The organism is Erwinia sp. E_sp_B01_1 (assembly GCF_036865545.1).
In the GTDB taxonomy this organism is placed as follows: domain Bacteria; phylum Pseudomonadota; class Gammaproteobacteria; order Enterobacterales; family Enterobacteriaceae; genus Erwinia.
On record NZ_CP142208.1, the window covers coordinates 1,877,637 to 1,890,068 of the forward strand.

Annotated in this window: 8 protein-coding genes and 1 pseudogene; 4 read left to right on the top strand and 5 right to left on the bottom strand. The window is 54.1% G+C overall.

The window, feature by feature from the left end; translation table 11 throughout:
- The first annotated feature begins 2 nt into the window (after window positions 1-2).
- Window positions 3-962, top strand: coding sequence for an FAD:protein FMN transferase (locus VRC33_RS09105; protein ID WP_338563014.1), 960 nt, complete (start codon window positions 3-5; stop codon window positions 960-962).
- Between the two features lie 10 nt (window positions 963-972).
- On the opposite strand, the gene dcuR is transcribed toward VRC33_RS09105, so the two are convergent.
- The 4 genes and pseudogenes from dcuR to VRC33_RS09125 all read right to left on the bottom strand — a co-directional run bounded on the left by dcuR (window position 973) and on the right by VRC33_RS09125 (window position 4,497).
- On the bottom strand, window positions 973-1,692 hold the full coding sequence (gene dcuR, locus VRC33_RS09110) for a two-component system response regulator DcuR (RefSeq protein ID WP_338563017.1): 720 nt from the start codon (window positions 1,690-1,692) through the stop codon (window positions 973-975).
- The gene (locus tag VRC33_RS09115; protein WP_338567709.1) at window positions 1,686-3,332 is read right to left on the bottom strand and encodes a sensor histidine kinase; all 1,647 of its coding nucleotides are present in this window, start codon (window positions 3,330-3,332) and stop codon (window positions 1,686-1,688) included. Before VRC33_RS09115 ends, dcuR begins: the two co-directional genes overlap by 7 nt.
- A 124-nt stretch (window positions 3,333-3,456) precedes the next feature.
- Window positions 3,457-3,950: pseudogene (locus VRC33_RS09120) on the bottom strand (CinA family protein).
- Window positions 3,951-4,068: 118 nt separating this feature from the next.
- On the bottom strand, window positions 4,069-4,497 hold the full coding sequence (locus VRC33_RS09125; RefSeq protein WP_338563023.1) for a MarR family winged helix-turn-helix transcriptional regulator: 429 nt from the start codon (window positions 4,495-4,497) through the stop codon (window positions 4,069-4,071).
- A gap of 95 nt (window positions 4,498-4,592) precedes the next feature.
- Between VRC33_RS09125 and VRC33_RS09130 the strand changes: the two genes are divergently transcribed.
- A complete protein-coding gene (locus tag VRC33_RS09130) occupies window positions 4,593-5,357 on the top strand; it encodes an HPP family protein (RefSeq protein ID WP_338563026.1) in 765 nt (254 codons plus the stop codon).
- A 45-nt stretch (window positions 5,358-5,402) separates the two neighbouring features.
- The gene (locus tag VRC33_RS09135) at window positions 5,403-7,247 is read left to right on the top strand and encodes a chloride channel protein (protein ID WP_338576975.1); all 1,845 of its coding nucleotides are present in this window, start codon (window positions 5,403-5,405) and stop codon (window positions 7,245-7,247) included.
- Window positions 7,248-7,335: 88 nt separating this feature from the next.
- Here the strand turns inward: VRC33_RS09135 and VRC33_RS09140 are convergent, their stop codons facing one another.
- Window positions 7,336-7,713 (bottom strand): cupin domain-containing protein, encoded by a 378-nt coding sequence (locus VRC33_RS09140; protein WP_338563029.1) that lies wholly within the window; start codon window positions 7,711-7,713, stop codon window positions 7,336-7,338.
- 823 nt (window positions 7,714-8,536) lie between these two features.
- On the opposite strand from VRC33_RS09140, the gene VRC33_RS09145 reads away from it, so the two are divergent.
- A complete protein-coding gene (locus tag VRC33_RS09145; RefSeq protein ID WP_338563031.1) occupies window positions 8,537-12,238 on the top strand; it encodes an NAD(P)-binding protein in 3,702 nt (1,233 codons plus the stop codon).
- The last annotated feature ends 194 nt before the right edge of the window (window positions 12,239-12,432 follow it).

Consider the following 12,432-nt stretch of genomic DNA (forward strand, 5'->3'; position numbering starts at 1 on the left):
TCATGTCGGATGAAGAACGCGTTTATACCTACTCCGCTGTGTTAATGGGTTCGCCCATCCTGCTCAAACTGTTTGAACACAATGAAGCGCTTGCGGGCAGGGTGTTCAGGCTGATTAAACAGCAGGAGATTTTGCTGACGGTTAACCGCGCGCACTCTGAGGTGATGTCGGTGAATCATGCCGCTGGCGATGGCCCGGTGGTGGTCAGTCAGCCCGTGTTTGACCTGATTGCGCAGGCCCTGGCGGTGAGTTTGCAGCCGGGTAGCCTGTTTAACTTCACCATTGGCCCGCTGGTGAAGCGCTGGAAAATTGGCTTTCAGGGCAACAGCATCCCCCCGGCCGCTGAACTCCAGGCCCTGCGGCCTTTACTCAATCCTCAGCTCGTTATCCTCGATCCCCGGAGCCGTTCCGTGTTCCTGCAAAAAAGCGGGATGGAGATAGATCTGGGTGCCATCGCTAAAGGCTATATTGCTGATTTGGTCCGCGATTTCCTGCGTCAGGAAGGCGTGCAGGGGGCGTTGATCAATCTGGGTGGCAACGTTCAGACTCTGGGCAGCCCGCCAGACGGAACAGGGTGGGGAATCGGCCTGAAAAAGCCCTTCGCGGCGGCAGAGGCTTTAATTGGGGTTATCAACGTCAGCGACAAATCGGTAGTAACCTCGGGCATTTATGAGCGCTATTTTGAACTGGAGGGGCGGTGTTATCACCATATTCTTGACCCTGACACCGGCTATCCGCTGGAAAACGAATTGCTCAGCGTCACGGTCATCTCTGAAGACTCCATAGACGGCGACATCAACACCACGCTGTTATATGGCATGGGGGTGGAAAAAGGCCTGGCTTATCTCTCTACCCGCCCCGAAATTGAAGCCCTGTTTGTTACCCGGGACCAGCAGGTCATCTGCTCATCACAGCGTCAGTTCCGTTTTACGCTGCTGGATCCGCAATTTCGTACCCGCTGAACAATCCCTGCTACTCACAAAATTTTCTGAGCAGGGCGCTCTGTTCAGCCTGCAGGCGATAATGATAGACCGGCCTGCCGGTTAAACCGTAATGCAGATTAGTAGAGAGGATTTTACGCTGAGCCAGCCAGATCAGGTACTTGCGGCAGGAGACGCGGGAGATTGCCACGGCGGCCGCCAGATCGTCAGTGGAGAATTCGCTGTCGTGATGCGCATCAATCCACAAACAGAGCGTGCGCAGGGTCTGCGGGGTCAGGCCTTTTGGCAGGCGGTGCGCATCCGCATTATCCTGGGGATTTCCGTGCAAAAGCGCATCCACATCGGCCTGCTCATAGAACGGGTGATTATCCTTAAGCGACTTTTTGCGTTGCCAGCCGGTCAGCGCCTCTTCAAACCGGGCGAACTGGAAGGGTTTAATCAGGTAATCCACCACGCCATAGTGTAATGACTGCTGAATTGTCTGCGCATCGGCAGCGGAAGAGATAACAATCACATCAATGCTGCGCTTTGCCGCACGCACTTCCGGCAACAAATCCAGACCGTTCTCCTGCTGCATATAAATATCGAGCAGGATCAGGTCAATGGGCACTTCATTGTTGAGTATCAGCTCCCGGGCCTGTTTCAGCGTCGGCGCAACGCCACAGCAGGCAAATCCGGGGATTTGACCGATGTAGCAGCGGTTCAGTTCGGCCACCATCGCATCATCATCAACGACTAACACATTTAGCATGCGCTTATGTTTCCTCCATCCCACGGCAGTTGTACTAAGAATTGGGTATAAACCCCAGGCTCGGACTCTACAATAATTTCGCCGCCAAGGCTCAGAGTTTGCTGTTTACTGAGGAATAAACCGACGCCACGCTGTTCACCCTTGGACGACACCCCTTTCTCAAAGATGGCCTCAATCTGCCCTGGGGGAATACCCGGCCCGTCATCGCTGACTTCGCAACTCAGCCAGCCATTCTGATAGTGTAGCAACACGTTGACTTCTCCGTCGGGCTGCTGGCCCAGCGCATCCAGCGCATTTTCAATCAGGTTGCCAAGCACGGTAATCAGCACTGAGACCTGCTGTTCACTCCCGCCGTCGGGCAGGAAGCTCTCTTCGCTGAGGGTCAGGCGATGGCCCTGATCCGAAGCGTGACTAATCTTACTTAACAGGAAACCGGCAATGACCGGCGACCTGATTTTTTTCAGCAGTGAGCCGATTTCACTCTGATAATTACTGGCCGTTTTCAGAATATAGGCTTCGAGCTGGCTGTAACTTTTCATATGCAGCAGGCCAAGAATCACATGCAGCTTGTTCATAAATTCGTGTGACTGCTGGCGCAAAGAGTCCGCATAATCGGCCATTCCGCTGAGTCGCTGCGTCAGTTGAGTCACTTCTGTTTTATCCCTGAAGCTGCAAATGGCACCGATGACCCTGCCTTTACTGATCACCGGCCTGGTATTACAAAGCAGAATGCGGCCGTTGAAGTGGATCTCTTCATCCCGCTGGGGCGTTCCGCTGAGCAGGACTGCACGAAGGCTGGCAAGTAAAGGGCCGGAGGTTTCAATGGCCTGGATAATTTCCTTTTCCAGCGCCTGCGGCATACCCGTCTCACGGAACAGCTTACGGGCAGCGTGATTGATCAGGGTGACCCGCGCTTCATTATCCACTGCCACCACGCCCTCCTTGATGGCATAGAGCATGGCCTGGCGCTGCTCGAACAGCATCGAGACTTCATAAGGTTCCAGCCCGGACAGGATCCGACGGGAGGCTTTAACCAGGCACCAGGTGCCGATGGCCCCGGCAAGCAGGCCGAACAGCGCAGTCCAGAGCACATTCCAGCGGCTACGGGCAATTTCATCGTCAATATCACTGACTTCGATCCCGACCACCACCACGCCAATTTGCCGTTTTTGCGCATCATAAACCGGCGTAAACGCGCGTAACGCGGTCGCCAGCTTGCCTTTATTAACCGAAACGTTCTCCTGGTTTTTCAGGGCAGGCTGCAGGTCTTCACCAATGAAATGCTCGCCGATAAACTCTTTTTTGGGGTGCGAAAAACGGATCCCCTGCATATTGGTCACCACCACATACAGCAGGTCATTGCTTTGCACGACGGCGCTGGCAACCGGCTGAATAATATTGCTCGCTGGCGGCAACAGCAGACCACGCTGGATATCCGGTGAATCCGCCAGCGTGCGCGCCACGGCGACCGCTTTATCCTTTACGCTTTCACGGGTGGCATCGCTGATTTGGTAGAAATAGACCAGATGAACCACCAGCAGCACCGTCAGAATCACCGCACTGACCATCAGGCTCACCGACAGGCTGAGCTTCATCGGGCGTTTACGGCCCTTAAGATGTTCGAAGTAATAATTATCCATATAGTTACCTGAAGGAGAGGGGAAAAGCAGAGCTGCCATAGTAGGTTTTTCGGGCGGGGAGTGCCAGCGCAGAGCGGGGGAGTCTGAACAGCGCGCTGGATGCTCCCCGCCGGGAAGGTGGACTTTAGCTTCGCATTTTTAACAGACGATCAAGGTTAGTCAGCGCAAAAAGGGCCGCCTCATTGACCACAGCTTCCGGGCTTCCCTTTATTAAGCGTTCGCTGGTGACCAGAAGATCCCCCGGCAGACACCAGGCAAACCAGATGGTCCCTGCTGGTGTACCATCTTCTCCGCCATCCGGACCCGCATAGCCACTTACCGCCAGGCTGACATTTTCTCCTGAACGTTCCAGGGCTCCCCGCGCCATCTCCCTGACGGCGGCTTCGCTGACCGCAGTATGAATCTGCAAAGTCTTTTCGCTCACCCCAAGAACCCGGTGCTTGGCACTGTCCGTATAGGTGATAAAACCGCTGGTAAAAAAGTGGTACTGTCTTTGGCTGCGCCAAGCGACATGCTCACCAGCCCGGCAGTGCAGGATTCTGCCGTAGCGAGTTTGTACCGGGCATGGCTGAGCGTTTCACCAAGTTGTTCTGCGGCATGAAGCAGTTGGTCGTTCATCTTTAATCCTCTGATGGTGAAGTGAGGGCCATGATTATGTATAGCTTATTTCCCGCTAATGATGGCGTCAGCCCCTGAGAAAGTGAGGGGGTGCTGAGCGCCATCCTGCTGTAAAATTTCATTCTTTATCGCAACCGGGGTCTGCCTCATCGTTATAGGCGGTGATTTGCTGTACCTGGAATACATCAGTCAGGGAGCGCAGTTCGGCCTCATGCAGTGAGGCAAGTTTTTCCAGCCTTCGACTCCCTTCATCCAGCAGATGCACTTCCACTCTGCGGCGGTCAGTTGCACTTTTTCTCCGCTCAACCAGGTTCAGCGCTTCACACCGGGTGAGTAACGCCACAGCGCCATGTTGTTTAATCTGAAGGCGTTCTGCAATCTCACCCACCGTTGCCCAGTCGCGTCCCGGAAACCCTTTGATATGCAACAGAAGAAGATATTGCAGAGGGCTGAGTCCCTCCGATTTTGCTATCTCCTCGCTGAAATGCATGAACCTTCGCAGCTGATAGCGAAACTCAGAGAGTGCCTCGTATTTGTTCTTTTTCATGGCCAGATCCGCGATAAATTGAAACAGGAATGTTGTCATGCCTGATATTTATATCATATTATGATGCAAATTTTGATTCAGAACAGTGTTTTCAGATGCATTCTTTGCTAAGTAAGTTCGTCCGCGGTTGTGCCCATTTCTGGCCGCATCCTCTTTTTTCCAGTCGCCGTGAAAGAGTCGCTGCCTGCGCAGGCGCTGCTCTGGGCCTGATTATCACCGAGTCGCTTTGCCACAGCGTTTTTGGCGGGCAGATCCCCTGGTTGATTGCGCCAATGGGCGCTTCAGCGGTGCTGATCTTTGCGATCCCCGGCAGCCCGCTGGCTCAGCCGTGGTCCGTGGTCGGCGGAAACCTGGTCGCTTCTCTGGTGGGCGTTAGCTGTGCGCTGCTGATCCCGGACAGTGAGATTGCCGCAGGGATAGCAGTGGCAGTGTCGATTGCCCTGATGTTTCCCCTTCGCTGCGTCCATCCTCCCAGTGGGGCAGTGGCTGTCACGGCGGTGCTGGGTGGCCCGGCCATTACCGGGTTGGGCTACGGCTTTGTGCTTTATCCTGTGCTGGTAAACTCCCTGCTGCTGATCCTGGTGGCGCTGGTCTTCAACAATGCCTGCAAAAGACGCTATCCACATAGCGTTCAACCTCCTCACTCCGTCAAAATAAATGCGGGTTCTTCAGGGCGCAGCCCGGTGATGCCGCTGAACCTGGACCCGGAAGATCTTCGCGCCGCTCTGGCCGCCAGGGATGAAATTGTGGATGTTGATGAAGGCGATCTGCTGGAAATATTTTCAGAAGCACTGCAAAACGCCTCCCGCCGTCAGGCGCGTGCGCAGACGCAAATCACCGCGCGTAAGTCAGCCCCATAAACTCCTTCATACCCACGCGATAAAAACCATCAGGCACCTCTACCTATGACTAAAAGCTCAGCACCCGGCCATTCGGCTATTCCCGTTTCACCCTCTCTTGAAGGCCCGGTCACCCAGGCCAACATTGCAAAAAGATCGCAGCCCCTGGATCGCCGGATCCTCTGGATCAGTTTCCTTGCCATTTTATTGGGGATAGCCTCTGCGTTAGTTGCGCACTTGCTGGTTAAGCTGATTGGGCTGGTCACCAATGCTGCCTTTTATGGTCAGGTGTCCTCTGATTTTGTCAGTCCTGCAGCCAATCAATTGGGATTATGGGTGATACTGGTGCCGGTTACCGGCGGCCTGATTGTGGGGGCGATGGCAAAATGGGGATCTAAAGCGATCCGGGGTCATGGTATTCCTGAAGCGATGGAACAGGTCCTTCGTAACGAAAGCCGTATTCTGCCGCGCATGACCTGGTTAAAACCGGTGTCGTCAGCCATTGTGATAGGCACTGGCGGTCCGTTCGGGGCAGAAGGCCCCATTATCGCGACCGGTGGGGCGCTGGGTTCGTTGCTGGGACAGGTGATCCACGTCACTGCCAATGAGCGCAAGGCCCTGCTCGCGGCAGGGGCTGCAGCAGGCATGGCCGCTATATTTGCCGCACCCATCTCAGCCCTGCTACTGGCTATCGAACTGCTGTTGTTTGAACGACGTGCCCGCACTTTGATACCCGTGGCGCTGGCTGTGGTCACCGCAACCAGCGTGCGCTTTGCTCTGGAGGGCAGCGAAGCGGTGTTTGCCATGTCAGCCCTGGCTGTACCGGGTATGGCGGCGGTGATCGCCTGCACGCTGCTGGGAGCCTTACTGGGCGCGGTCTCGGTAGGGGTCACCAGAATCACCTATGGCATTGAAGACGCGTTTGAAAAACTGCCCATTCACTGGGCATTCTGGCCCGCCATCGGGGGACTGGCGATCGGCATTATTGGCTATTTTGAGCCAGCCACCCTGGGCGTGGGTTACGACAATATCTCGGCAATTCTTAACGGAACTCTGGCGCTGAACACCCTGGTGGTGCTCTGCGTAATGAAATTTCTCTCCTGGTCTGTTGCTCTGGGCAGCGGAACTTCGGGTGGCACCCTTGCCCCGCTGTTTATGATAGGGGGGGCCATTGGTGGTATCACCGGCATTGAGCTGGCGGGCGCTTTTCCTGAGCTGGGTCTGGATCCACGACTTGCCGCCCTGGTTGGAATGGCGGCTTTATTTGCGGGTGCCTCAAGGGCCTTTCTCACTTCGGTGGTCTTTGCTTTTGAAACCACGCAGCAACCCCACGGACTGCTTCCTTTGCTGGCCGGCTGCGCCGCTGCTTATCTGGTGTCGGGTCTGATGATGCGCCAGTCAATCATGACGGAGAAAATCGCTCGTCGTGGGGTGCGTGTGCCTTCGGACTACGCCAGTGATTATCTGGATCACATCAGGGCAGGGTCGATTTGTAGTCGTAATGTGCAGGTGCTGGATGCCTCGCAGCGGGTTGATGAAGTCATTAAATGGATCGAGGGCGGATCGCCTGACTCCCAGCATCAGGGCTTCCCCCTCCGGCAGGAGAACCATATTGTGGGCGTCATTACCCGCAAGGGATTGATGCAGGCGGCAGGGAAGGGGGCAGTGACGCTGGGGGACACCCTCACCAGACCACTGATTTCCGTACAGGAGGATCACTCCGCTCGTGAAGCGGCAGATTGTCTGGTAGATGCCGATATCGGGCGATTAGTGGTGTTTGCCAGTGATGACCCGCAAAGGCTGGTGGGGATTTTGACCCGGGGCGATTTGCTGGCCGCCCATTCTCAACGGCTCAAAGAAGAGCGTCAGCGCACCCGTCATTTGCTAAACCGTGCGAGAACCTCGCCTTAGCCTGATTGCTCAAAGCTGAGGGTATTCCGGTGTCTGGATGACGGTTATGTCATCCAGACACCAATAGTAATTCCGGATAAATTCGGGCTCAGTATTCCGGCTCTTCTCCAGGCAGAGGAACCGAGAGTTCAGCATTATCGACACCGGCATAAAAAATAATCAGTTCTGCCTGTTCATCCGTGGTATATCCCCGATGCGCCAGATCCACCGACTCATTAAATGCTTCACCGGTGCGGAACGTCTGTGTTTTGCCAGAGGCTTTATCTTCAATGGTCAGACTTCCGGAGAGGATGTAAGCCGTATTAGGCACGGGATGGGTGTGCCAGGGCAGGGCAGAATGCGGTTCTATCACCATTTTCATCACGGTAAATACTGGCTTTCCGTCCGGAAAGTGGGTTATCGGCTGACCGTTCCAGGCGTGGCCACTGGATAAAATTTCGTCTGATGTCACTGAGGACTGGCTCATTATTACTCCTCCGCTGGAGATCAAGTGGATCAATTATTCAGGCTGAAATGTTCAGCTTAAGGCCTGATCATAGACGCATCTCTGAGAATACACACGGGCGTGCTCATCAGTACGACAATCAATGAACGCCATAGCGCTAATAGTGATCTGATGTGCAGCAGATTCAGCAGTAGATGAATAAAAATCATTATCATCAGACCGATTAAGGGGGGAGAACTTTAAAGTATTTCCTCTTCCGTGAAAGAAAAAATAGAGTAAGGGCAGACACTTTTTAAATAACTGGCCCTCTTTTTTATCTCTTAAAGTCTGATAATTAATGGAATCAAAGTAATAAGATAGTTACCCGGTGAGGAATCTGAAATTCTTTCCGTGGGGTCAAAAATACTTTAAAAGAAATTTCATGGGTGATTATATCTCTCTGTTTATCTCAGAGCAGGCTGGCCGTGGGTTGTCCCTGCTTTTTAAAACGCTAATTCCGGATGATACGTTAGTCTTAAAATTCATGGGGTTAATAAAAACAAGACGAGATTCAGGATGAAAATTCTTCTATAACAGTAAAATAGCCAGGCTCCCCGCTGGCAAAAACAAAAGCTCAGCCTATACTTAAGCTAAATCATTAAATAGCAGATGATCCCCCTGCTTTAATGATTTCATTTTAATTATCCGTAGTTTCATAAGACGGTTATTTAAATGACAGCATCAGGCTTAAATTAATACCAGCTATTATGACCTTCCCATAGCCATTATTTCAGAGCAGGCTCTCTTGCTCACTATTGTCGTCCAATATGCCACCCCAGCGCATGAGGTGGTCAAAGGAGGGTGAATGCCTGTTTTTAACAGTTTCTGGCAGGCCGGTTACGAAGGTGCAGATCATCGTAACCGGCCTGGTGACTTGCTCTCCATGAACGATATCACGGGTCACAATCAAAAGCTGAAAGAGGATTATAACGCTCTAAAAAAATTCAATATTCTGACCGTACGTGAAAGCGTGGGCTGGCGACTGGTTGAAAAAAATGGCCGGTATGATTTCTCCTCCGTGGCGGAAAAAATGCAGGCCGCACAGCAAGCCGGGATCCAGGTTTGCTGGACGGTTTGTCATTACGGCTGGCCCGAAGATACGGATGTTTTCTCGCCCGATTTTATCCCCCGCTTTGCCAGGCTTTGCGGCGAACTGGCCCGCTTTCTGGCCCCCTTTTATCAGGAAAGTCCGGTCTATTCACCGGTAAATGAGATTTCATTTTCGAGTTGGGGGATCTCCGTAGGGTTATTTGGTTCTTCAACTTTGCCGGGTGAACACAGCGGCGATGAGAGTAAACGACAGCTCGTACGGGCGACGATTGCTGCCTGCGATGCGATCTGGGCGGCGGATCCCCGCGCGCGGATTTTGCATTGCGACCCCATTATTCATCTGGTAGCCCCCGAAAACAGCCCGGAGTGGCTGGATACGGTAGCCGGTTTCAGCAATGCCCAGTATCAGGCGTGGGACATGCTCGCGGGTAAACTGGCACCGGAACTGGGGGGAAATCCGCGTTATCTGGATCTGATTGGCGCCAATTATTACCACGATAACCAGTGGGAAAGCGGCAGTAACGCGAGACTTTACTGGCATCTTGGCGATCCGCGTCGCCAGCCGCTTCATCAGATGCTGGCAACGCTATATCAGCGCTATCAGCGGCCCGTGCTGCTGGCGGAAACCAGCCACGTGGGCAGTGGGCGCGGGGCGTGGATAACGCAGATTGCCGCCCAGATTGCTCAGGCTCAGCAGAAGGGCGTTGAGATGCTCGGGATCTGCCTCTATCCCATTATCGACCGCCCGGACTGGGAAGCATTACAACGCTGGCACCGCAGTGGACTTTGGGAGCTTGACCACCAGGGAACGGACCCACTTGCACGCAAACTGGATCCTGTCTATGCCGCCGCGCTTTTACGGGCGCAGCAAACACTGGCTCACTTTCAGTTCCAATCAGGCGTTTTCAGTAACGCCAGGGGAAGTAAACATACTATGAAAAAAATCTATGTTTTCAGTCATCTGCGTTGGGATTTCGTCTTTCAGCGTCCACAGCATCTCCTGACCCGTCTGGCGCAGCATTATCAGATATTTTTTATTGAGGAGCCGGTTTTTACCGCCTCTGCTGCAAGCCTGGTCATGAGCGAGCCCGCGCCTAATGTCACCGTGATTAAGCCGCATACGCCTTCACAGGCTGCCGGCTTCCACGACAGTCAGATCGCCTGGCTCCAGCCTCTGCTGGCAGAAATCGTTGCGGAAGACGACGCGCCGATCGTCTGGTTTTACACGCCGATGGCGCTGCCACTGCTGGCTGTATTTACTCCCTCGCTGGTCATTTATGACTGTATGGATGAGCTGGCGGCGTTTGAGCACGCCCCCCGCCAGCTTTTGCAGCGTGAATCGGCTCTGCTCACCCGTGCCGATCTGGTGTTTACCGGAGGCCCAAGCTTATATGCGGCGAAAGTCGGACGACACTCCGATGTGCACTGTTTTACCAGCAGCGTGGACGCCATCCACTTTGAACAGGCGCTGGATCGCGCTAACTTCCACCCGTTACAGCAGGACATACCGCATCCCCGGCTTGGCTATTTTGGAGTTATTGATGAGCGTATGGACCTGGATCTGCTCGCGCAAATTGCCGATGCCCACCCGGAATGGCAGCTGGTGATGGTCGGGCCGGTGGTAAAAATCGACCCGGCGACTTTGCCGCAGCGGGACAATATTTTCTATTACGGTATGCAACCCTATCAGGCGCTACCGCAGTTCCTCGCCGGTTGGGATGTCTGCCTGATGCCCTTTGCGCTGAATGCCTCCACGCGTTTTATCAGCCCGACCAAAGTGCTGGAATACATGGCTGCCCGGATACCAGTGGTCAGCACGGCCATTACCGACGTGGAAAAACCCTATGCTCACGTGGTGGCCATTGGCCGCGATCCACAAAGTTTTATCCTGGCCTGTGAGAAGATGCTGGCACTTTCCGATCCGGCAAGGGCGGCCATGCAGCGCGAGATGAAAGCCATAGTGGATGCCACATCCTGGGATGCGACCACGCTGTTAATGCATACGCTGATGGAAAAACAGCTGACCAAAGCGGCCCTGCAACAGGTTGCTGTCACCCCTGAGCCGGCATCACATCCGGTTACAGCAAAACCTTCTGCGCTGAGGCTGATGACGCCGGATCCAGACAATGCCCTGTTTGCACGCTGCCTGATCCTGGGGGGCGGTCCGACTGGTCTGAGTGCGGCCTATCACACCGGCAAAGATGCGGTACTGCTGGAACGCAATGAGAGCGTTGGCGGCTGGTGTCGTTCGGTTGAGGATCGGGGGTTCACCTTCGATTATGCCGGACACATCATGTTCTCCAACGATCCTTATGTGCTTGAACTCTATGAAATGCTGCTTGGCGATAACATTCACTGGCAGATGCGTGAAGCCTGGATATATACCGATGGCGTCTACACGCGCTATCCGTTCCAGGGGGCACTCTATGGTCTGCCAACAGGGGTCATTAAAGAGTGCATTATGGGCGCAATAAAAGCCCGCTACGAAAGCGAACCTGAGCAGCAGGCAGAGAGCTTCGAGCAGTTTATCTATCAAACCTGGGGGGAGGGCATCGCCGCGCATTTCGCCATTCCTTATAACAAAAAGCTGTGGACCGTGCCGCTGTCGCAGATGGAGATCTCCTGGCTGGGCGGGCGCGTGCCGCTACCGGATTTGGCTCAGATTATCGAAGGGGCTGTTGAGCCGGTCGGAAAACCTATGGGGCCGAATGCGCGCTTTGGCTATCCTTTGAAAGGCGGTTTTCAGGCGTTGATGTCCGGTTTTCTGCCGCACATCAAAGGCACGCTGGAAACCAATGCAGAGATCACCCGCGTGTTTCCGCAGCAGCATATTGCCGTACTCAAGGATGGCAGGCAGTACCGCTATGAGCAGATGATCAGTACGATGCCGCTGCCCGAGCTTATCCGCATCATGGGCGATGAGGTACCGGCAGAGGTTATCTCCGCTGCCAGAGGGCTGAAACATGTTTCGGTTCGCTGCGTGAATCTGGGGATCAACCGGGCCGATCTCACCGACAAACACTGGATCTATTTTGCCGGCGACACGGTCTTCCACCGTATTTTTGTGCAGGGGAATACCAGCCCGCACTGTAACCCACCCGGCGGCTGCGGCCTGACCTGCGAGATCACCTACTCGCCACTTAAACCGCTGCCTGTGGACGGCCAGGCGTTGATCGATCGCTGCATTGCCGAATGCATCGCGCTGGGTATTTTTAACGCTGATGATGAAGTGCTGGCCGCCAACCAGTTGGATATCCCCTACGCCTATGTCATTTACGATCACGCGCGGGCGAAGAATGTTGACACGGTACGCCAGTGGCTGATTCAGCAGGATATTGTGCTGGCAGGCCGTTACAGCGAATGGGAGTATTACAATTCCGATCACGCCTTTATTGCAGGTAAACATGCGGCTGAAAAAGTGAAAAATAGCATTGAGATGCGTGATGCCGGGACTTAATATCGGGTATGGATAGCAAGAAAAAGGGCAGGGATAACCTGCCCATCTTGTTTAAATATTTCGTTGCGCGGATTTTTATCTTCCTGGCCAGGATTTTTTCATCAGTTCGTCAATACAGGATTCCACGAGCTTCGCCACAGCTTTACTGAGCTGCCAGCGCGTTACGCATTCTACGAATGCTCCCCTGGTCTGGC

Coding starts and splice junctions, on each gene's coding strand:
- VRC33_RS09130 (WP_338563026.1), top strand. CDS start 4,593: ATGCATTCTTTGCTAAGTAAGTTCGTCCGCGGTTGTGCCCATTTCTGG.
- VRC33_RS09140 (WP_338563029.1), bottom strand. CDS start 7,713: ATGAGCCAGTCCTCAGTGACATCAGACGAAATTTTATCCAGTGGCCAC.
- VRC33_RS09105 (WP_338563014.1), top strand. CDS start 3: ATGTCGGATGAAGAACGCGTTTATACCTACTCCGCTGTGTTAATGGGT.
- VRC33_RS09145 (WP_338563031.1), top strand. CDS start 8,537: ATGCCTGTTTTTAACAGTTTCTGGCAGGCCGGTTACGAAGGTGCAGAT.
- VRC33_RS09125 (WP_338563023.1), bottom strand. CDS start 4,497: ATGAAAAAGAACAAATACGAGGCACTCTCTGAGTTTCGCTATCAGCTG.
- dcuR (WP_338563017.1), bottom strand. CDS start 1,692: ATGCTAAATGTGTTAGTCGTTGATGATGATGCGATGGTGGCCGAACTG.
- VRC33_RS09135 (WP_338576975.1), top strand. CDS start 5,403: ATGACTAAAAGCTCAGCACCCGGCCATTCGGCTATTCCCGTTTCACCC.
- VRC33_RS09115 (WP_338567709.1), bottom strand. CDS start 3,332: ATGGATAATTATTACTTCGAACATCTTAAGGGCCGTAAACGCCCGATG.